Consider the following 22,252-nt stretch of genomic DNA (forward strand, 5'->3'; position numbering starts at 1 on the left):
AGATGCGCAACTACTTAAAAAAAGGCATTTTATTTTTTGCGGCACTGCTAACAGGTATCGTAACTTTTGCCCAGGATCATATGTACTCGCAGTTCTTTAATTCGCCGGTTTACCTTAACCCGGCTTTGAACGGCCAGTTTCCTGGCGATTTGCGTATGAACCTTATTTACCGAAACCAGTATACATCGGTGCCGGGTGGCTTTAATTATTTCACCGCCTCAATTGATTATAATATCCCCCGGTTTGGTGGTGGCGTGGGCTTATTGTTTACCCGTGGCAGCGAAGGTGCAGCGGGGCTTACTAAAAATAATATAGCAGGTATTTATTCTTATAGCGTAGGTTCCGATGATTTTGTATTATCGTTTGGTTTACAGGCGGGTATTACCAATCGTACGGTTAATTATAGTAAGCTGATATTCAGTGATCAAATCGACCCCCAATTTGGTTATATACCAGGTAGCCCCACCGCAGCAGAACCACCGCTTTTTGATAACCGCTATTATTTTGACGCGGGTGCGGGTATCAACCTGGTGGTCGGCGATTTTAACATCGGAGGGGCCTTACAGCATATTAACCGGCCTAATGAATCATTTACGGGTACCCCGGCTAAATTACCCATGCGGGTCACCGCGCATGCCAGTTACCGGCTTGACCTGAACCCCTATGCCAACCTGGATGAAGACGAAAAATCATTTCTCATCCCCTCTGTAATCCTGTATAAACAAGCCGGTGCGCAATCCATCAATGCGGGGATGCAATTTAAGCGGAGAAGCATCAACGCGGGCTTGTGGTACCGTACCGGCGGATCGGCAGGGCCAAGTGCTGTGGTACTCTCACTGATATTTGACATATTCATCCACCACGATGGCGGCGAAAAGCTGCGTTTAGGTGTAAGTCATGATGCTCCTTTCGGCGGTTTAAATTACAGCAATACCAGCGGATCATCAGAAGGAAGTATTGGGTATGAAACTACACTCCCATCCCGCTCGGATACCTACCGTAAATTTGAGGGATCACGGCGTTGTTATGATTTTTATTAAGCAGGCAGTTCATTTTAATCATGTAACTCATTTTGCACACAATTTAGGGTAACTATACTGGCTTTTAGTATATTTACTCCTGAATTTTCCCCCTGAAGTTTAGCGGTTTTAATTGATGATGTATTTTTTTAAAAAAAATTATTGGTGCAGGCAACCTTTTCATACCGGGCTACGTGATAACTGTAAAAATGATAAAGAATAGTACAATTTAACCCCATTTGAACCCCCTTATATGGGAGAAGCGGAACTACAACAACTTATTGCGGGCTGTTTGCAGCAAAGCCGAAAGGATCAGAAAATGCTTTATAAGGCATTTTATGGCTTTGCTATGAGCATATGTTTGCGATATGCCGGTAACCGCTATGAAGCTGCGGAGATCATGAATCAGGGTTTTTTAAAAGTATTCACTAATTTGCACAAATATGATACGGGTCGTCCGTTCATTGCCTGGGTTGGCCGCATTATGATGAATACTTCGGTTGATTATTACAGGAGCAACCTGAAACTATCGCTCAATGATGATCTGGATGCTGCCGAAGATATAGGTCATAATGAACTACCCGATCAGAAACTAAATTATGATGACCTGCTGGGCATGATACAGCAGCTGCCGAATGCTTACCGTACCGTATTTAACTTGTTTGCTATTGAAGGTTTCTCGCACGAAGAAATAGCAACTCAGTTGGGTATCAGCACGGGTACATCAAAATCAAACTTATTTAAAGCGCGGGAAAAACTAAAAACAATGGTACTTAACTCCGGTCGTTTGCCGGACAATGGTTCCGAAGATATCCGGCATAAAATTATTGCCATAGGTGCGATGAGCGTTGGACTATCACACTTGATTGAATTAATAATGCGATGAAAGGGAAAAACGAAAATAAATTAGATCAGCTATTCAAAGACGGGTTATCCGGCTCTGAGGATCATATTGCTTTTCGTGAGGAGGATTGGGCTTCTATGGAGCGCCTGCTGGACAATAAACCCAGCAAAAAGGCAGTCATCAGGAGGATAATTTATTACTCGGCAGCAATAGCAGCTATTTTACTGCTGGCTGTAGGTTTGTTCTTCTTTAACAGGAACGATAAAGCAAAGAATGAACTGGCGGTTAAACCAAAAATAAAAACAGATACACAGCTACCTGTCCAAAAAAATAATGGACAAAATAATCAGCCTGCTGTAAAAGACTCAGTTAAAAATACTAACCCGGGCATCGAAAACCTGGCTAAGAATAATGTGAATGGTGGCAAGAATGAAGCGGGATCGGCCTTAGGTGTAACTCCGGGTAAGCGTAGTCAGCAAAATAATATACCGGTAAATCAAAATCCGGTAAATCCGATTATACCGGGCAATAAAACCATAAAGGATAGTGCAGATAAAAACAAGACAGTTGTTCCTCCGGTAGATAATAATAACAATGTAGTAGATCCGACTAAGGTAGCTGCTACAAATACACAAAAACAAAATGATCTGGCTGCCAATACAACTAATCCCGGCCAACCAGATACTGCTGGTAGTAAAACGGCACCTGTGCAACAGACTAAAAAAGATAAACCATCTCTTAAACCGATATTAAGGACTGGGCCACGCTTTACGCTGGCCATAATGGCTGCGCCGGATCTGAATGCCGTTAATTCGTTTAACCGGAATCAGGTGGGTACAAACTTTGGGGTGCAGTTAGGCATCCATTTGTCTAAAAAATTGAGTATATCAACCGGTGCATCATATGCGGTTAAGCCTTACCAAGCTACCGGCAGTCAATATAACTCTATTGCCTGGCAGGGTAAATCATCAAATGATCTGCCTGATTACGTAAGTGCCAATTGCAAAGTTTTGGATATACCGTTGAACCTGAACTATCAATTTTATGCCAAAGGGAGAAACAAGTTTGCTATAGGCAGCGGTTTATCATCCTACATTATGCTGCGCGAGAATTATCACTTTTCGTTTGCCGATGGCTCGAAACCATCATATGATGTTCAGGTTGATGGCCGTAATCAGCATTGGTTAGGTGTATTAAATTTAAACGCTACGTACGAACGCAGGATCAACTCCAAGTTCAGTACCATTATACAGCCTTATATGAAACTCCCGGTTACAGGTATCGGCGTTGGCCGGGTTGACCTCAGGTCAACAGGTGTGGCGGTTGGTGTAAGCTGGAATATTAACCCGTTCAGACCTAAATAAAAGAGGATTAAAAATAAAAAGTCCCGCTATTTTAAAAATAGCGGGACTTTTTATTTTTTAATTCTTACCGGTTTTTAGCCAGTAAAATAATGTCTTTTCCTTCTATAACCTGCTTACCATAACCATTTTCTGTAATGTTGATCATGGCATGGGACAGCTCTTGCAAAGTAACAAAGCCTCCGGGATACAAGGCCCTGCCAATGGGGAACAGCCAGTTGATGTATTTATAGTAATTATGGGTGTTTGACAAACCCTTGATCGGCTTGATAAAACCAGGACGAAAAGCAAATACCTGCTTAAAGGGGAGTTTCATCAAATCATTTTCGGTTTTTCCTTTAACAGCTGCCCAGCCTTTGCCCTTTTCGTTGCTGTCGGTTCCGGCTCCGGAGATATAACAGAAGGTCATACCAGGGTTGAGTTTACTTAGGGTTTCGGCTACATGTATGGTCAGTGTGTAGGTTAATCTGAAGTACTCTTCGGCTTTCATTCCTACAGACGATACACCTAAACAAAAATAACAGGCATTATACCCTGATAATTCGCTTTCAATAGCCGAAAGATCAAAAAAGTTCCCATGGATCACTTCTTTAAGTTTGGGATGTGTGATACCCATACTTTTCCTGTTGATCACCAGAACCGCTTCAATATCCGGGTGCTGTAAACACTCGTGCATCAACCCCTCACCTACCATGCCGGTAGCGCCGGTTATAATAGCTCTTATTTTTGTTTTCATATTAAGCTTGGTTGACTAACATTAACCATGTCAGGTCAAATGCATCGTTAATGATCTGTTCTTGTTTATCTGCGCATAGATCGCATTTCACCAGGAACTCATACATCCCGTTGATCTGGCTCCAGGCAAGTGTGGCGATCAGCTCGGTGGGTAAATTTTTAAATATTCCTGCCTGTACAGCACCCTCTAAAAGTTGTGTATGTTGCCGTGAATGCTTGGCTATATCCTCGGCCGGAACCAGGGCCAGGTGCGGCGAAAAATGGAATTGTTGGAGAAAAAAGAATTCTTCCGGGCGTGCCACCGCCCATTTTAATGAGTACACAAACATATTCCTGAACTTGTCTTTAAAGACTTCGCCCTGGTTGATCTTTTCAAACAAGTACGTGTTCAGCTCCTCTTTTGTTTGGCTGTACAGGGCCACTACCAGCTCGTCCTTGGTTTTAAAATAATGAAAAAGCGTACCGTTGGATACACCGGCCTCGCTGGCTATTTTACTAGTAGGCGTACCATGAAAACCATATTGTACAAACAGTTTTAAGGCTGTAGAAAGAATTGATGCTGACTTATCCATATATAAATTGACTAATCACTCTACAAAGCTAAATAAAATCCGGAACCCGCAAATTATTCCCTTGTCCATCAGGGCTTAAATCATAAAATATTAAAATAAAACGACAATTCTTAATGTACCGGGCAACCCTTTGCTAAAAAGCAACGATATAATAATAGACGCTTATGTTAGAGCCTGCAGGTGTACCCACATTCTGTTGATGGCGTTGCAAAAGCTTGGTGAAATTTAATTATCTGCACATGGTACCTGTTTCAGTTGTGATCATCACTAAAAACGAAGCCGAAATGATAGGCCGCAGCATTACGATGTTGAGGCAGCTAACTGATGATATTATTGTTGTTGATAATGATAGTACCGATCATACCGTTGATATTTCGATGGAGAACGGTTGCCGGGTTTATCAGAAAAGCTGGGACGGTTATGGGGCCAATAAAAACAAAGGTATCGCGCTTGCGCGTTATAACTGGATACTGAGTCTCGATGCCGACGAAATACCCGATGCAGCTCTGCTTACGTCTATCAATCAACTGAAACTGGATGATTGTAATACTGTTTACGATATACCTTTTAAGGCCTATTATGGTAATAAACCCATCAACTTTGGCAATTGGGGGCGCGATCATCATATCAGGTTATTTAACCGTACCCAGGTTAAATGGTCAGAACCACCCGTGCATGAAACGCTGGTTATGCCGCAAAACATGCGTGTTCAAAAATTGAATGGTCATTTGCATCACTATTCGGTTAAAAACGTGCAGGAACATGAAGCCAAAATTGTGCACTACGCCCGGCTTAGCGCATTAAAATATCTGCAAAGTGGTAAAAAAGCCAGTCTGGTAAAATTATACCTTGCTCCTTTGTTCCATTTTGTAAAAGCTTATGTATTTTTATTAGGTTTTTTAGATGGCAAAGAAGGTTGGAACATTGCCCGGATGGCCTTTAAAAATACTTGGTTAAAATATTATTATCTGCATAAAGCCAAACAGAATCCCATTCTAAAGAAAAACTTTTATGAAGCACCTGTTATGGCCTACGAATTTAAAGCCAATGCCCATAGCGAGTAAGGCAGGGCGCCGCCCATGAAAAAAAGGCTGATTCAAAATCTTTCAGCCAATACGCTGCAATTGGTGATTAACCAATTGTTTGGGGTATTGATGTTTTATGTGCTCTCGGTAAATCTATCTAAAGATAGTTTTGGCCTCCTTAATCTCGCGCTTACGGTAGTATTTACTGCATTCAATATTCTTTCTTTTGGTATCGATCAAACGGTAGTAAAAAAGGTAGCCAATGGCGATGATGCCCGCAGCGTGCTATCCATTTATACATTCCACGTAGTTTTTACCGGGATCTTATTTTACGGTATTCTGCTATTGGGCAAACTGTTTTTTACAGGCGAGGTATTCCTTTACAAACTTATTTTATTTATTGGTGCAGGTAAGCTCATGATCTTCTTTTCCACCCCACTAAAACAAGTATCCGGCGGAATGGAGCGGTTTAAGCTGCAGGCTTATATGCTGGTGGTGTCAAACATAGTAAGGGGCAGTGCTTTGGTAGTGCTGGCAGTAACACATTTGCTCAGCATCAACCATATCCTATGGGTATTTATAGCCGGTGATACATTGGAATTGCTGTGTTCTGTTTACCTGTTCAAAAAATACATCAGCATTTCCATCAAGCCGCGCTGGAATAAAACCGCATACGGTTTGTTGGTCAAACAATCGTTACCGCAGGTGGGCGTTGTACTGATTACCTCGGCACTGGCCCGCTTTGATTGGCTGTTTATAGGCTTTATGGTATCAGCTATAAAACTGGCCGAATATAGTTTTGCCTACAAAGTATTTGAGATCTCTACCCTTCCCCTGCTGGCTATAGCGCCCTTATTGATCCCCAGGTTTACCCAATTGTTTAAAGATGAAAGCTATACCGGCGATAACTTGAAACTACTGATCCGGACCGAGATGATCATAGCCACGTTTACCGGCTTGCTGCTGAACATATGCTGGAACCCGCTGATTGATCAGATTACCGGGGGTAAGTATGGTGTAGTAAATAGTAATACCATTTTCATTCTGTCGTTATGCCTGCCCTTCATATACCTCATGAACTTTTTTTGGACGATATATTTTGTACAAAATCGCCTAAAAATGATCCTGCAGGTTTTCCTGGTAACGTTTGCTGTAAACGTTATAGGCGATCTTGTGTTGATCCCCTTTTTTAAAAATGAAGGCGCAGCGATTGCTTTCCTGGCATCATGCGTTGTACAGGCTATTTTGTTCAGCTCAAAAAATAAGCTCAGCGAATTGAATGGCAGCTTGCTGATTTTGTTAAAGTGTACTGCCTGCGCGCTTATCAGTGGCATATTAGCTAAATTTCTTTTCCAAACCTTCTGGTTAGCTTTATTAACCTCGGTAGTTTTTTACTTCCTGGCTTTAAGCCTTACCCGCCAGATCAAAATTGCAGACTATAAAAATTTCCGTAAAATATTGGGTAAATAGGTCAGGGTGCTCCGTAGCAAGTGTAAACGTATCTAAATAAGCAAAGATGAATATAGGAGGCTCCTTTAGAGCCATAATATTTCTTCATTTTACTATAAACAGTGTGCTCCTACGGAGCTATGTTTATTCAAACTCCGTAGGAGCATCCTGTTTATAGTTCGTAATATATTAAGTGTTTTGGCTCCGAAGGTGCCTCCTGCATTACCATTTTTATTATTCATGCCCATGCATATTTTCGCGTATGAAATGGCGCATTCCTACAAAAAGTCTTGATACTTGATACTCACTACTTAATACTAATCACCCAATTCTTTTTTAAAATCCACCCAGGCAACCAATCCCATTTTCGGGTCGTAATGATTATAAAGAAACCGGAGAATGTTGACCAGAGCAGTGGCTTTTTATAGAGATAAAGTAAAGGATAAGGTGGATTGGAAACTCCTCATCTTTTTGCTTTTGTTTTTAAATGTAAAGCTGGCCATAAAAATTCCAGTTATTATTCTGTTTAGCTTATGGCAATTCAATTTTAAATTCGGATTCCGGTTTAAAGACTCCCGGCTGCCGCTTTTTTATCCGCTGATCATCGTCATTGTTTTAGTCGATTGGGTTATTTATCAAGGCTATCTCAGTAGTCATTATAATATCCTGCTGCTTACAGGTATTGGTTTCTGGCTTTTGTGCATATTGGCTATGCACCAGATTAAACTGGCGGTTGATAATAATCCTGCCGAAATAGTACACCAAACCATAACAATCTTCTTTGTTATCAATGCCCTGGTATCTGTATTGACGCTTGCTGTTATCATCCTAAAAACGCATACTATCAACCCCTATACCTTCCAGGGAGAATACCAGAAATATTTTATCAATACCGGCGATTATATCAGAGGGATAGCATTTGATACTTCCATCACTAACTCCACGCTGAATGCTTTTGGGGTCATTTACTTTCTTACCCGCAAAAACGCCGTTATGCTGCTGGTTTGTATGGCTATCCTGTTGCTTACCGCAAGCAATTTTATCAATGTGGTTTTGTTACCCATATTACTGCTGCTGTTTGTTTTTAAAACTGATCGCTATCAAAAAAGCCTTGTGGTTGTCTGTCTTGTTTTTCTGGTTGTTTTTATGGCGAAAATATCACCCCAGAATAATGAGTATGCCACCCAAACCCTGATTCATTTATTTAAAAAGGATAAACCGGTACATATCGCTGCTGTGCCTGTAAACCTGATGGCAAACTGGCGCATTACCGATCGGCCCGATAATACACTTACCCCAGAGGAGCGTAAACAAAAGATAGCCACTTTATATCTGGACAGCGTAGGCCGGATACTGGATTCGATACGGGAGAGCAAGCGCCCCAAATATATAAAAAACGTTTACCTGGCCAATGGCGGACGTATAGCCATTACGCAGCCCAATCTTAACGATGATTATTACCAATACAAAAAAGAAACACCGGTTGAACTGTTTCAACTGATCGGTTTTATAAAATCGCACAAAACAGCCTTGCCGATGTCAGGAAGCGGAGAGTATACTTACTCTATGCCCGGAAAAGCTGTAGGTTTTTTGCAAACCCTTTCTTTTTTTCGCGCCCACTTAGGTAAGATTCTTACCGGAACCGGTATGGGTAACTTCTCATCCAAATTGGCTTACCGCGCTGTAGGATCTGGTTTTGCCGGGGGGTACCCTTCTGCTTACGATTATATTAATCACGATTTTTTGGTAAATCACCTGGATCTGTACCTCTATTTTTACAGTAAACAAACGAGCTTCCATTCCATCAGCAATAGCACGTACTCCGTTTATGACCAATTATTGGCAGAGTACGGCGTGCTGGGTCTGGTCTTGTTTATCATCTTTTACCTGGGCTTTTTTGCCAAACATTATCAAAAGCTTACTTACGGCTTACCCATATTGTTTTTAATGCTGGCCGTTTTGCTGACCGATTACTGGTTTGAGCAATTATCGGTACTAGTATTTTTTGAACTGCTTTTACTGCTCAATATTAAAGAAAATCAAACCGTTAAACCAATTCTCCAATGAATTTTGATACACCCAAAATAACGGTTTTAATGCCTGCCTATAATACAGGTAAATATATAGCCGATGCTATTAAGTCGGTTCTGGAACAATCATTTACCGATTTTGAACTACTCATTGTTAATGATGGCTCAACTGATGATACTGCTGATGTGATCAACTCCTTTACCGACCCCCGGATAGTGATGATATACCAGGACAACAAAGGCGTATCGCTTGCCTTGAATACCGGTTTAAAATATGCCCGTGCCACTTACATAGCTCGCTTTGATGCCGATGATGTTTGTCATCCGGAGCGCTTACAATTACAATATGATTTTATGATAAACAATCCCGATTACAGTATTATAGGCTCTGGTGCCGACTATATGGATATGGAGGGGACTTATCTTTTTACCTCTACCCCACCAGCGTTCAGTAATGAAGATATTCAGCAATTGGCACCCTCGGTTTGTCCCTTCATGCACCCTACCGTATGTTATAAAAAAGAGGTGATTGTAAAGGCCGGCGGTTATAATGAATATGCTTATACCTATGAGGATCATTTTTTATGGGTAAGTATCCTGAAAGACCAAAAGGCCTGCAACTTTCCGCAGGCGCTTATCAAGCACAGACTAAACCCGGAATCCATCACCATTGATGAAAAATGGCGACCACGAAAATTCCTCAAAATAAAATACAGCACGCTCAAAAGCAGGGTTGTTACCGCAGATGAAGGCACTCAGTTAACCGCCATGGGCCAAAAGCAGCAACTGCGCCGGGTTAAACATGGTGCCTATTATGCCTTGTGCGCCAAAAAATTATTGGTCAATAATTTCCATCCGCAAAAGGCCCGCGTTCATGTAGCCAAGGCTATCAGCATATCCCCTTTCCGCCTGGATAATTACCTGTTATACACCGTTAGCTTTTTGCCCGAAAAACTCATCATGTGGTTGCATAAATTAAATTCAGGGAGGCTGGCACAATGATCAAAGTAGCATTTATAACCCGGTCAACCATATACACTGTTCCCGGCGGCGATACCATTCAGGCGGTACAAACGGCTCGTCATCTTACAGAAATGGGTATTACTGCCGATATCAGGCTGGCTAATGAAAGTATTCTTTACAGTCATTACGACTTGCTGCATTTTTTTAACCTTACCCGTCCGGCAGATATTCTGTATCATAGCCAAAAGGCCGGTAAGCCCTATGTGGTATCAACCATTTTGTGCAATTATGGTGAGTACGATAAATACCATCGTAAAGGCGCTGGTAGGCTGCTGCGTTACCTATCGACAGATACGATAGAATACCTTAAATCCATAGCCCGTTACCTGTTGGGTCGCGATAGTTTGGCAAGCTTGTCATACACCTGGCTTGGTCAGCGTAAAAGCATCAAGAATATATTGAGCCGGGCCGCTATGATCCTGCCCAATTCGGAGTCGGAATATAACCGGGTGATCCAATCGTACGAGCGGAAGGTGAAACACCTGGTGGTGCCTAATGGTGCCGATCAGAATCTGTTTCAGTATGATCCGGCCATCAAAAAGGATGAAAAACTGGTGATCTGCGCTGCGCGGATTGAAGGTATCAAAAATCAATTGAACCTGATACGCGCGCTAAACAATACTTCCTACCGTTTACTGCTCATTGGTACGCATGCCCCTAACCAACTGGACTATTACCAGGAATGCCGCGAAATTGCCGCGGAAAACGTAGGCTTTATTGATCATATACCGCAACATGAGCTGGTAAAGTATTATCGCCGGGCAAAAGTGCATATCCTGCCCAGCTGGTTTGAAACAACCGGCCTGAGCTCGATAGAGGCCGCACTTATGGGTTGCAATATAGTAACCAGTGACAAAGGTGATGTTCGTGAATATTTTGCCGATGATGCTTTTTACTGCGACCCATCATCACCAGAAAGTATCCTGGCCGCTGTTGAAAAGGCGAGCATCACTCCTTATAACGAAACTTTAAGGCATCGCATATTAAAACAATACACCTGGAAACAGGCGGCTTCACAAACATTAAAAGCATATCAATCAGTATTATAGCCATGAAACTACGCATAGCCATTTTAGGAACCAGGGGCATTCCCAATTATTACGGCGGATTTGAGCATATATCTGAATATGTTTCGGCCGGTTTAGTAAAACGTGGGCACTCAGTAACCGTTTATAATTCGCACAACCACCCGTATACCCATAACAGCTGGAAGGGTGTGGAGATCAAACATTGCTACGACCCCGAATACCTGGTAGGTACCGCCGGGCAATTCATTTACGATATGAACTGCCTGCTGGATGCCCGCAAAAATAAATTTGATGTAGTGCTCATCATGGGTTATACGAGCAGCTCGGTTTGGGGTAAGTTGTATCCCAAAAACAGCACCATTATCACCAACATGGATGGCATGGAGTGGAAACGCTCGAAATATTCCAAACCTGTACAACAGTTTTTAAAATACGCCGAAAAACTGGCCGTTAAATACAGTGATTACTATGTGGCAGACTCCCGGGTGATCAAATCATACCTGGCCGATAAATACAACATCAACAGCGAATACATTCCCTACGGAGCCGATGTTTACTCGGACGTGGAACGTGAGCAGTATGACTTTAACGAGGCTTTAAAAGAAGATTATTTCTTGCTGATGGCACGCATGGAACCCGAAAATAATATCGAAACCATTTTGGATGGGTTTAATAAAAGCAACTCGCGTAGAAAGTTTAAAGTTTTGGGCGATACCGGCAACCGCTTTGGCAAGTACATCACCAACAAGTTTAATAACGACGAGCGCATAGAATTTAAAGGGTCTATTTTTGATAACCCCAAAGTACGTTCGCTGCAAAATAACTCTTACCTGTATTTTCATGGGCATAGCGTTGGGGGGACCAATCCATCCCTGCTGGAAGCTATGGCCAGCGAAGCGCTCATCGCCGCGCACAATAATCCATTCAATAAATCGGTGCTGAATACCGACGCCTTTTATTTCTCCAATGCCGGTGAAGTACAGGAACTGGTAGAAACCGTGCAGCGGAAAGATCCGGAAAAAAGTATGGTGATGAATAACCTGCATAAGATACAGGATCAGTTTAACTGGGAAAGGGTGATTGACCAGTATGAGGAATTTATTGTTGAAAGTTATAAACACGCCAACCATGAAGCAATTATTGCTCATCAATGATATCACTGCCAATAAGATCAGTTATTACCATGTACTGTTGCTCATGGCAAGTTTACCTTTTGATATGTTTTACAGCCATATCATCATGATCAGTTTTACCTTGCATACGCTCATCCATTTAGATAAAACACGGTTAAGATCCCTGCGTTCATTTAAACTGCTGGTACTACCCTCTGTTTTGTTTATTACCATCCTTGCTACCATTTATACCATCAACCCAAAGGCTGCCTTTACGGAATGGACGCTGAGGATCCCGCTTTTGTTGTTTCCGGTTGTGTTTTCATTGAACGGATTAGATCTGAAAAAATACCGGGAAAACCTGTTGATGGGGTTTTCGCTGGTTTGTGCCTTGACTGTTTTTTACCTGTTCATGGTAGTTTTGGTAACCATCAGGTTTTATCATATGCCCTTGCGGGCCATTTTTAGCGAAGGTTTTACCAATCATAATTTTGCGGGCCCGATAAACATTCACGCCACTTTTTTTTCATTTCAGCTAGTTATAGCGTTTGTTTACTTTCTATCCATTTTAATTAAAGGCGGGGCATCCCGGTTAATAAAAGTGGTGTGCATCATCAGTTGCCTTATTCTGGTAAGCGGGATGATTCAGCTGAGTTCCAAATCTATACTGATTATTCTGTTCGTGGCTGTAAATGTGGTACTTCCCCTGTATTTATTAAATGGAAGGCAACGCCGGGGTTATATACTCACCGGATTATTAATCACTGTAACAGGCACCGCGGGTATTTTGAGTATATCAACCTTCAGGGATCGCTATGTAACCCTGCTGAAAGAAGATATTTCATCGGATAAAACCATCCCCCGTAATTCAGATTCGCGTTTTGAACGCTGGCGGGTTGCTGCCGCCCGGATAAAAGAGAAACCATTATTAGGGTATGGATCAGGCTCGGAGGTTAGCTTGCTGAAGGATGATTTTTATAATGCAAAAATGTACAGTTCCTTTCTAAAAGGCTTGAATTCCCATAACCAGTATATCAGTTTTATGCTAAAATCAGGTATATGGGGATTGACTATTTATTTACTAACGCTGATTTATGGATTTAAAATAGCCTTCAAAAGAAAAGATGTTATGTTCATCAGTTTTATGCTCATCATAGCTGTTGTATCGCTTAGTGAAAATATACTGGATGTAGATAAAGGAGTGATGTTTTATAGCTTTTTCTTTTCTTTTTTTCTGTTCTCAGTTCCTGATCATGAAACCAGTATCAAAGAGCAACAAAAACCTGATGAATATTTAGTTCCGCTGGCAACCAACGCATTGGCTGTTACGTCATAATAGTATACATAAATATACCGCACCGTGGCAGAGATCAAAAAAAACATATTAGCAACACTGGCTTACTTTGATGTGTTCAACTATCCGCTCACGCGGGAAGAGATAAGTTTGTTTCTGCCCGTTAAATGCGACCCTGTAACTTTTGATATGGCTATGAGCTGCCTGGTAGGTTGCAGGTTAATTTACCGGTTCGACAGGTTCTATACTTTAAAGAACGATCCCTACCTGGTAAAAAGAAGAAATGATGGGAACCGGAAAGCTGCTGAGATGATAAAAACGGCCCGCAAGGTGGGTAATATCCTCATCCGTTTTCCTTATGTGCGTGGCATAGCTATTTCGGGCTCGTTATCAAAAAATTATGCCGATGCCGAATCAGACATCGACCTGTTTATTGTTACCGCGCCCAACCGCATGTGGGTGGCCCGTACCTTGATGCATTTTTTAAAAAAACTCACCTTTCTAGTTAACCGGGAGCATTACTTCTGTATGAATTATTATATAGATGAGCAGCAATTGGAAATTGCCGAAAAAAATATTTACACGGCCACAGAAGTTGTTACCCTGATCCCGATACAGGGCGATACTACCTTTGCCGATTTTTTTACCGCTAATGCCTGGACGCGCGATTATCTGCCTAATCATATTATGCGGGTATCAACCGCCAAACCTTTAAGCAGGTTTCTATTAAAAAACCTCATAGAATGGCTCCTGAACAATCGTCTGGGTGAATTACTGGACAATAAATTAATGAGGATAACTGCCAGCCGCTGGGATCAAAAGACCCGGGAAAAAAGATTAAATGATCATGGCATGCTGCTGGCCATGGCAACCGGTAAGCACTATGCCAAACCCGACCCCAAGAATTTTCAGATCAACCTCATCAGCCGCTACGAAACACGAATAGCACAGCTGTTGGTTGAAAATCAGCATAGCGTAGCGAATTAGAAACGGCTAAAAACACTTGCGCACGTTTGCAACGAGTGCTTAATATGGGTTAGCGTTTAAAACGCGAAACCAAAATCCAACAATACCACATTCATCATTCCCTCTTCACCTGAATAATTTGCGGCTGAGCTATACTGGTAATGCTCAGATACAATAACAATACCGGCCCTTACAGGATTATTATGAATATAATCCAGCTTCTGTGAAAGTATGCTGGCGTTGTCGCAGGCTATTCCGTGATAACCATCTTGCCATACTTTGTAATCTTGAACCCTGCTACTATATTTTGTATGGTATTGAAACCTGTAAAGTATCCAATCTCTTCTGCTCTCAGGCTCGTTTTGGATTAGTTTAACTATTTCCTTACTGGTATATTTTTTAAAATCACGAATAATGTCCGGTAAAGTGGCAGGGTGTTTGGCGGAAACAAGCAGGTGCAAATGATTTGTCATCAAACAATAACTATAAACCTCGAGTCCTTTTTGTTGTTGACAGTAAATTAGGGATTCAATTATAAGTTGCTTATAGGAGGGTCTGGTGAAGACGTCAACCCAATCAACAATGGTGAAAGTTACGAAATAAACTTCTTCAGGGTTTCTGACACGGTATTGATCTGACATACAAGATAAGGTTTCAACTAAAATATGGAATATTTTTTAGAAGCGATGCAATCGCTTAACCATATTAAGCACTCTTTGCAAACGAGCGCAAGTGGATTTATGTTTGTGTTATACTCCTACTTCTTTTCCAGCGAAATGATAAAATAATCGCCCATGTATTTCCATGGCCAATGACTTTTTAATTTATCCTCTTTGTTTTTCAGGAATTGGTAAGCCTTGGGATGTTTTTCAGCAAAACCTTCTATGTACGATGGTGGTACAATGGTGCAAAGGCCTTCTACGCTCAGTACTTTATATAATTTACTTAAAATATTGATAATGAATGATGTATTGTAGTAAAAGCATTTGAAATAAGTACCCTCAATATGCGCGGTACGCCCCTTACTACTAAAAAATCTGCGGAAGGCCGTTTTAAATTTACCTTTAAAAATCAACAGGGTTTCCCACAGGCAAAAGCCGGGAATAATTACCAGGGTTACCTTGCCGCCGGGTTTTAATAGTTGATTAAAAGACAAAAGAACTTTGTCCAGTTCGCCGGTGCAGTTGAGGCCGCCAAAGTTGGAAAATATATGATCAAAAGGTCCCTGGTTTTGTAGTTGCTCCAATTGGGTAAAAGAACAGATTTCCGAACTGATTTGATCCCGATATGCCTCTGTTTTTTGACGCAACACCTGCTGCATTCCGGTTGATATATCGGTAGCGTGTACACGGTGACCATTTTTAGCGAAAAACAAGGCATCTTCGCCCGTACCACTGTTGAGTTCCAGGATACTGCTATTGGGCGCCAGGTATTGTAAAACGTGCTGCCGTACCCTCGTCCGTTTATAGTTAACAATGGTATTGGTGGAGTAGATCTCATCAAAGATGACCGATTGGCGACTAAAAGCTGTCGACGCATCGGTTTCATTATCATTCATTATACTGATTCCGCTTATCATGATGCTTTTTCCAGTTGATTTAGTTTAAACCGCTCTATCATCATAGCCGGTGCATGGTATAAAACCGACGCGGCTTTCCTGAGGCGTTTTACACTCGGTTTAAAAGGATTGCTCAACAGCTGCACCAGGTTATGTTTAGCCAGGTGCGCATGATAGTTCTGATGCACATATTTGTGCAACTGTTTATAGTAAACTGGTTTAAAAGTATTGCTGAACATCAGCGCCATCTCGTCAGAGTCGGTCCAGTTCGTTTTTTGTTGCAGATCGGCCTTAACTTTTTCGTAAAACAAGGTGCCGGGTAGCGGATACGAAACCGAGATACCAATTTCATGTGGTAAAAGGCTGTTGATCATGTGGATGGTTTGCCTGATATCCTCCTTAGTTTCGCCCGGGTAGCCAAACTGTATAAAAAAGGATGGTTTTATGCCATGCTTTTTCATCATTTGAGTAGCCGTATATATCTGTTGTATGGTAGTACCCTTATCCATGGCATCCAATATTTTCTGCGAACCGCTCTCGGCGCCTATCCAAACATTATCGCAACCCGATGCTGCTAAAGCCACTACTGTTTCATCATCCAGTAACAGATCGGCCCGTGATTGCAGCTTGTACCTGAATTTCAGCCCCTCCTGCTTTGCCAATCTGGCAAATTCAATCACCCAGCCAGGTTTCAAGCCAAAAATATCATCACAAAACCAGATATGATCCATGTTGAACATCTCCTTCATCAGTTTCAGTTCCGTGATCACATTTTCAGGACTGCGCGAATTATAGCGGTTGCCGTAAATAGGTTTAGCGCACCAATTACATTTGAAAGGGCAACCACGAGTGGTACCTACATTGAGCGAAAAATAACCTTTATGCTGTAGCCAACATTCGCGGTATGGCGCAACGTCAACCAAATCCCAGGCAGGTAAAGGCAAGCTATCCAGGTCTTTAAGTACCGGGCGACCCAGTGTTTTAACCGGTATGTTGTCCTGGAGATAAGCAAGGCCCTGTATGTGTGAAAAATCTTCTCCCCTTTTTATGGTGCTAATTAGTTCTAATAAGGTATGTTCAGCTTCGCCAATGATTACAAAATCAGCACCCTCGGCCAGGTATTCTTTAAAACGGTCGGTGGAATCTGAGCTGGAAACAATTACCGTACAGCCACGCTCCTTGGCCAGTTTGCACATGGCAAAAGCTGCCTCGCGCATATTGGTGAGGCACATTTTGGTGAGGTAATTAAAACCATCGTCATAGATCACAAAAAAGCCGGGACGGGTTTTATCCAGCAGATCCGTAATCTCCAGCGGGGTATGTCTGAACATGGTATCAAAAAGCGACACGCTATAATCATGCTGACGCATCAGCGAGGCGGCATACAAAGTGCCTAATGGTGGATATGGCTGTCCCTGCGCCCATTGCTTGGGATCAAAACGCAAAAAATAGGAATGCGTAAAAAGTATGTGATTTAACTGTTCCATAGATTAAGCTACACTGGTTAATGGCGACAGGTTAAGCGAGCAAACGCATTTTACACAGGTAGGATGCCCGGAGGTATCCAATGCCTTGCGGAAAGCGATAGCCTCGTTGCTATTGATGATCTGTTTAAGCGGGGTATCCCTGATATTGCCCATGCTTTCCATAAAAAAGCATGGCCGTACAGCGCCATCGGCTTCTACTACTGTTGATACCCAGGGGGCATTACATTTTTTAAAAGGAAAGGCGTTTAGGCCATAAAAAGCGGCGTAATAGTGATAAATGTCCCTGATCTTCTCCCTGCTTTCAGCAATAAAGCGATTATCAAATTCGGCGGCGTATTCGGTTATCAGGCAATTGGTCACCTCGTTTAATTCGGGCAGTTCGCGCTCTGCTATCAGTATTTCATCCTGACGTGGCTCTTCCCAGGCCTGCTGGCGGTTAAATGCATGACTGCTTACATCGGCTGGTAAAAAACTCACCTGGTCGAGCCCCATTTTTTTTGATTCGGCAATAATAGCCGGCCAGTTATGGTAATTGAGCCTATGTATCACTGTACGACCGGTAATGCGATAAGCCGGGTTTAGTTTTTTAATATGCTCCACCCCTTCCTTAAGCTTACGAAAGGCATTCGGGATGTTCCGGATGGCATCGTGCAGGGGCTCATCCCCATCTAAGGAAACAATGAGGTCGTCAACCCAGGTCAATAGCTGTTCCGCATTACTTTTTATAGATAAGCCGGTGGTCAGCAGTGTTACTTTGATACCTGCATTTTTAAGGATGCGGCACAGCACAAAGAAATTGGTGTTCAATAATGCTTCACCGCCAGACATGAGTACCTGTTTGGTGCCCAGTTGTTTTAGGGATGTCAATAAACCGCTGATGTCTGCCTCTGTTAATTGCTTCAGATTCTTATTATCCTTCCAGATATCACACATCACACAACGGCAATTACAGGCGCTGTGAGGCATTAATATTACAATTGGTAATGCTGATATCCTGTGTGTTTGCAGCGTGCGGTAGCGCTTAAAAGTATCATATAACGACTGGCCTGACATAACTAAGGTTTCCTTTAAATCTTAAAAACAATTAAAAACCCTGGATCTCCGGCTGGCGGTATTTCCAGAACCTTTGCAGTAGTTTTATTTCGTATGGGTACTTGTATAGGTTTGTTTTATAACGCAGGCTCGACAAGAGCTTAATTGATTTCCGCTTGAGCTCATTCATCCTGATATCGGTAACGGTAGGATAAACCCCATTCAGTACGGTTTCAAAATTCCTGATCTTATCTATCATTTCTGGTTTAATCCAGGGTGTTAGTGGATTCTTGCGCAGGTCAAAGCTTTCCCAGGCCGGGCTTATCCAGTCTTCTAGTATTTGAGGGTATGCAAAACCCTGCTCCTGAACCTGTTTAAATAGTTCTGATCCCTCTGTGGGCACCGGTGTATAGGTGTAAATAACAATCTCGGTTTTAGGATTAACGGCCTTTACCTGCTTAATAAAATTGATCTCGAAATCTATCTGCTTCTGCACTTGCTCTGGCGTTGCCGCTGGCATGCCTAATACAAAAGAATATTCGGGAATGATGTCAAATTTCTTCATGCGTTCCGCAAAGCGTATGATCTGCGCGCCGGTTTGTGTGCCACCCTTATCCATCTGCCCCAGGATCTCATCATTGCCGCTTTCGGCGCCGAAGAAAATACATTTGCAGCCCGATTCACGGATGATCTCCAGCGATGAATCCTTAAACTTATCCATGGTATCGATGCGCGCCATGCCCCACCAGGTCATATTTTCGGGCTTAATGAGTTTGGAGAAATCTACCGCGCGTTTTTCAGATACAAAAAAATTATTGTCGTGAAATTCAATGGCATCTGCGCCCCATTTATCTTTAATGTATTTAACATCCTTATAAACCGTTTGTGCCGATTTGGCTTTCCAGCGGGCTTCATAAATGGGAACCACCGCGCAAAAAGAGCAGGTAAAAGGACAACCTATGCTGGAATGATAAGCCATAGTATGTTCGCCCAGGTAGGTTTTACCCAGGAATTTACCCAAAGGATAAAAGTTATTTAACTTATCATAAGGTAATGGCGGCAGCGAATCCTGATCCAAAAGATCCTCTTTGATAGTTTTGGTTATTTTACCATCGGCTTTGTAGATCAGGTTTTTGATAAACTCGTAGGGTTTACTGTTTTCCAAGGCATCTATCAGCAAGGGAAAAGCATTATCGCCGGGACCGTTGATGATAAAATCAACATACTTGGAATCCAAAACCACTTTGGGCTGGTTGGAAGGGAAATATCCTCCCCAGATCATCGTAGTATACGGATATTTTATTTTGATAGCTTTGGCTATTTCAATGGCTTGCTTTAACTGTGGGCCAGGCATCACGGTGAAACCGAGGTAGCCGTATTCGCCGGTTCGTAAATAGCTTTCTATTTTCTCCATCGGGTCGGCTTCACAGTTACCATCAATAATGGCCCATTCATACTTTCCTTCTATGGAGGCGGCGATATTTAAAATAGAATTGGGTATACGGTATTTAGCTATAGCACTTCGGGGGTTAAACAGTATTACCTTATTAATTTTTGCCATACATATTTATTCTTGACGCATGAATACTTAAAAAACGGATTCTTTTTACGATAAGCGATGGGCTTTTACCCCCATCGCTACACAACCCTAAATCATAAAAATTATAAACCGTTCATTATACAATACGCTGGGTTTTATGTGGTGGTTGCCTGGGAGAGCAATAAAAAAAGCACAAGCAACCCCGGGCCGGTTTACACCGTATTGTTATAAAGATGAATACCATGCTGGCAACCATAAAAAACTACTTACAAAAGAAAAGATCATTAGCCGCAGTAACAGAAAAAAGCGCGACGGAGGCGTATGACATATGGGCCGGGAGCTATGACAGCCAACCAGATAACCTGATGCTGCATTTGGATGGTCAGCTGTTTTCGCAGCTCATCAATAATGTTGATATCAAAAACAAACAGGTAGCCGATATTGGCTGCGGAACCGGCCGACATTGGTCCTTGCTATTTAGTAAAGCGCCCGGCACGTTAACCGGGTTTGATGTATCCGGTGGGATGCTTAAAAAACTCAATGAAAAATACCCGCGGGCCCATACCCACATGATTACCAATAATTTGTTTTCCGCAATTCCCGACGAAAGCTATGATGTGATCATATCTACCCTTACCGTGGCTCATATTGAAGATATAGATGAGGCTATGCAGGCCTGGGGCCGTTTGTTAAAAAGCGGTGGCGAACTGATCATTACCGATTTTCATCCGCATATACTGGCATCTGGCGGTAAACGGACATTTAAGCACAACAACTCCGTGATGGCCGTGCGCAACTATGTACATCCCATTTACACCATTAAAGACGCTTTGTTCCGGAATAATTTTCAGCTGCTTCTACAGGAAGAGATCAAAATAGATGAAAGCATGAAGCCTTTTTATACCAAACAAAATGCCCTGCATGTGTATGAAAAATATAAAGGTTTTCCGGTGATCTATGGCATTCATTTAAAAAAGGGATAATGATACTCCATGGGCTGCGAATGGCCGATGACGGGCAAAGTATAAACGTCAGGATCAATAAAGGTAAAATTGATGAGGTGACACCCGAGCCAATTACAGAGGGCTCCGCTGATTTGCAGCTACGTTTTGATAACGCCATGATCTTTCCCGGACTGATCAACTCGCATGATCATCTTGATTTTAACCTTTTCCCTCAGTTGGGTAACCGTATTTATAAAAATTATACGGAATGGGGCGCCTATATTCATCAGCAATATAAATCCGAGATAAACCATGTATTGCGAGTGCCCGCTCCGCTGCGCATCCGCTGGGGCATATACAAAAACCTGCTTTGCGGGGTTACAACTGTTGTTAATCATGGCGAGCCACTGGCTCTTGATGATACGTTGATCACTGTTTTTGAAGAAACGCATGATCTGCACTCCGTTGGCTTTGAAAAACTATGGTGGCTCAAATTAAATAACCCATCGAAACGGCATTTGCCTGTAGCTATACATATTGGTGAGGGTACCGATGATGTAGCATCAACAGAAATTGACAGCCTCATCCGCTGGAATAAATGGCGCCGGCCCTTAATTGGTATACATGCGGTTGCCATGAACGGCACGCAGGCCTCCAATTTTAAAGGAATCGTCTGGTGCCCCGAATCCAACTATTATTTGCTCAATAAGACGGCTCCTGTTCACCAGCTAAAACAAAATACCACTATTTTATTCGGTACCGACTCTACCCTTACCGGTAACTGGAACATATGGGATCATATGGCCATGGCCCGTAAAACGGGCTTGCTTACCGATGAGGAATTATATCAATCCCTGAATAGCAACGCGGCAAAAGTATGGCAGATGAACACTGGTAGTATCAGCATAGGAATGAATGCCGACCTGGTGATAGCCCGCAGAAAAGACGAGGTAACCAGAATGCGTTCTTTTTACGGCCTTACCCCTGCTGATTTGCTCCTAGTGATGCACCAGGGTAATATCCGCCTGTTTGATCAGGAGTTGTTACCGCAACTGGCGCCGGGATTAAAAGGTCGTGGTTTTAGCCTGATCAGGATAGAAAAAACTTATAAATATGTGGAAGGTAACCTGGGTGAATTGATGGGACAAATTCATTCGTATCTACCCGAATTTAATTTTCCGCTTGAATTTATGGATCATCAAATATTTTAAAAGGTGAGTGAAACAGTAATAA

At 42.3% G+C, this 22,252-nt stretch carries 20 protein-coding genes; 13 read left to right on the forward strand and 7 right to left on the reverse strand.

Features of this window, described 5'->3' with window-relative positions; genetic code table 11:
• Window positions 1-2: 2 nt before the first annotated feature.
• The 3 genes from BW976_RS09865 to BW976_RS09875 all read left to right on the forward strand — a co-directional run bounded on the left by BW976_RS09865 (window position 3) and on the right by BW976_RS09875 (window position 3,227).
• Window positions 3-1,040 carry a PorP/SprF family type IX secretion system membrane protein gene (locus tag BW976_RS09865; protein ID WP_076372953.1) on the forward strand — a complete coding sequence of 346 codons (1,038 nt, stop codon included), beginning with the start codon at window positions 3-5 and terminating at the stop codon, window positions 1,038-1,040.
• 232 nt (window positions 1,041-1,272) lie between these two features.
• Window positions 1,273-1,905, forward strand: coding sequence for an RNA polymerase sigma factor (locus BW976_RS09870; RefSeq protein ID WP_076372955.1), 633 nt, complete (start codon window positions 1,273-1,275; stop codon window positions 1,903-1,905).
• A complete protein-coding gene (locus tag BW976_RS09875; protein ID WP_076372957.1) occupies window positions 1,902-3,227 on the forward strand; it encodes a hypothetical protein in 1,326 nt (441 codons plus the stop codon). The genes BW976_RS09870 and BW976_RS09875 overlap by 4 nt, the downstream gene beginning before the upstream one ends.
• A gap of 64 nt (window positions 3,228-3,291) precedes the next feature.
• Here BW976_RS09875 and BW976_RS09880 read toward each other — a convergent pair whose 3' ends face one another.
• Window positions 3,292-3,960 carry an NAD-dependent epimerase/dehydratase family protein gene (locus BW976_RS09880; RefSeq protein WP_076372959.1) on the reverse strand — a complete coding sequence of 223 codons (669 nt, stop codon included), beginning with the start codon at window positions 3,958-3,960 and terminating at the stop codon, window positions 3,292-3,294.
• A 1-nt stretch (window position 3,961) separates the two neighbouring features.
• Entirely contained in the window at window positions 3,962-4,531 is a 570-nt protein-coding gene (locus BW976_RS09885; protein ID WP_076372961.1) for a TetR/AcrR family transcriptional regulator, read from the reverse strand.
• Window positions 4,532-4,770: 239 nt separating this feature from the next.
• Between BW976_RS09885 and BW976_RS09890 the strand changes: the two genes are divergently transcribed.
• The 8 genes from BW976_RS09890 (at window position 4,771) to BW976_RS09925 (ending at window position 14,479) form a co-directional block, all read left to right on the forward strand.
• A complete protein-coding gene (locus BW976_RS09890) occupies window positions 4,771-5,595 on the forward strand; it encodes a glycosyltransferase family 2 protein (RefSeq protein WP_076372963.1) in 825 nt (274 codons plus the stop codon).
• A 15-nt stretch (window positions 5,596-5,610) separates the two neighbouring features.
• Window positions 5,611-7,026, forward strand: coding sequence for an oligosaccharide flippase family protein (locus tag BW976_RS09895; RefSeq protein ID WP_076372965.1), 1,416 nt, complete (start codon window positions 5,611-5,613; stop codon window positions 7,024-7,026).
• A gap of 378 nt (window positions 7,027-7,404) precedes the next feature.
• Window positions 7,405-9,072 (forward strand): hypothetical protein, encoded by a 1,668-nt coding sequence (locus BW976_RS09900; protein ID WP_076372967.1) that lies wholly within the window; start codon window positions 7,405-7,407, stop codon window positions 9,070-9,072.
• Window positions 9,069-10,037 carry a glycosyltransferase family 2 protein gene (locus BW976_RS09905; protein WP_076372969.1) on the forward strand — a complete coding sequence of 323 codons (969 nt, stop codon included), beginning with the start codon at window positions 9,069-9,071 and terminating at the stop codon, window positions 10,035-10,037. Before BW976_RS09900 ends, BW976_RS09905 begins: the two co-directional genes overlap by 4 nt.
• Window positions 10,034-11,107, forward strand: a complete 1,074-nt coding sequence (locus BW976_RS09910; RefSeq protein WP_084192146.1) for a glycosyltransferase family 4 protein — start codon at window positions 10,034-10,036, stop codon at window positions 11,105-11,107. The genes BW976_RS09905 and BW976_RS09910 overlap by 4 nt, the downstream gene beginning before the upstream one ends.
• 2 nt (window positions 11,108-11,109) lie before the next feature.
• The gene (locus tag BW976_RS09915) at window positions 11,110-12,240 is read left to right on the forward strand and encodes a DUF1972 domain-containing protein (protein WP_076372971.1); all 1,131 of its coding nucleotides are present in this window, start codon (window positions 11,110-11,112) and stop codon (window positions 12,238-12,240) included.
• Window positions 12,215-13,534 carry an O-antigen ligase family protein gene (locus BW976_RS09920; protein ID WP_076372973.1) on the forward strand — a complete coding sequence of 440 codons (1,320 nt, stop codon included), beginning with the start codon at window positions 12,215-12,217 and terminating at the stop codon, window positions 13,532-13,534. Before BW976_RS09915 ends, BW976_RS09920 begins: the two co-directional genes overlap by 26 nt.
• 24 nt (window positions 13,535-13,558) lie before the next feature.
• A complete protein-coding gene (locus tag BW976_RS09925; RefSeq protein ID WP_076372975.1) occupies window positions 13,559-14,479 on the forward strand; it encodes a hypothetical protein in 921 nt (306 codons plus the stop codon).
• 56 nt (window positions 14,480-14,535) lie between these two features.
• On the opposite strand, the gene BW976_RS09930 is transcribed toward BW976_RS09925, so the two are convergent.
• The 5 genes from BW976_RS09930 to BW976_RS09950 form a co-directional block, all read right to left on the reverse strand.
• Complete coding sequence (locus BW976_RS09930; protein WP_076372977.1) at window positions 14,536-15,099, reverse strand: REP-associated tyrosine transposase; 564 nt, start codon at window positions 15,097-15,099, stop codon at window positions 14,536-14,538.
• Window positions 15,100-15,215: 116 nt separating this feature from the next.
• Entirely contained in the window at window positions 15,216-16,016 is an 801-nt protein-coding gene (locus BW976_RS09935) for a class I SAM-dependent methyltransferase (protein WP_175614088.1), read from the reverse strand.
• A 17-nt stretch (window positions 16,017-16,033) separates the two neighbouring features.
• Entirely contained in the window at window positions 16,034-17,503 is a 1,470-nt protein-coding gene (locus BW976_RS09940; RefSeq protein WP_076372980.1) for a B12-binding domain-containing radical SAM protein, read from the reverse strand.
• Window positions 17,504-17,506: 3 nt separating this feature from the next.
• A complete protein-coding gene (locus BW976_RS09945; protein ID WP_084192148.1) occupies window positions 17,507-18,556 on the reverse strand; it encodes a radical SAM protein in 1,050 nt (349 codons plus the stop codon).
• Window positions 18,557-18,587: 31 nt separating this feature from the next.
• Window positions 18,588-20,096 carry a B12-binding domain-containing radical SAM protein gene (locus tag BW976_RS09950; protein WP_076372982.1) on the reverse strand — a complete coding sequence of 503 codons (1,509 nt, stop codon included), beginning with the start codon at window positions 20,094-20,096 and terminating at the stop codon, window positions 18,588-18,590.
• A gap of 212 nt (window positions 20,097-20,308) precedes the next feature.
• Here BW976_RS09950 and BW976_RS09955 point away from each other — a divergent pair, with 212 nt between their 5' ends.
• Both BW976_RS09955 and BW976_RS09960 read left to right on the forward strand, forming a co-directional pair.
• The gene (locus tag BW976_RS09955) at window positions 20,309-21,058 is read left to right on the forward strand and encodes a class I SAM-dependent methyltransferase (protein WP_076372984.1); all 750 of its coding nucleotides are present in this window, start codon (window positions 20,309-20,311) and stop codon (window positions 21,056-21,058) included.
• Window positions 21,058-22,230: an amidohydrolase family protein gene (locus tag BW976_RS09960; RefSeq protein WP_084192149.1), complete on the forward strand. Its 1,173-nt coding sequence runs from the start codon at window positions 21,058-21,060 to the stop codon at window positions 22,228-22,230. The genes BW976_RS09955 and BW976_RS09960 overlap by 1 nt, the downstream gene beginning before the upstream one ends.
• Window positions 22,231-22,252 lie beyond the last annotated feature (22 nt).

This window comes from Mucilaginibacter lappiensis (assembly GCF_900155965.1).
GTDB lineage: Bacteria > Bacteroidota > Bacteroidia > Sphingobacteriales > Sphingobacteriaceae > Mucilaginibacter > Mucilaginibacter lappiensis.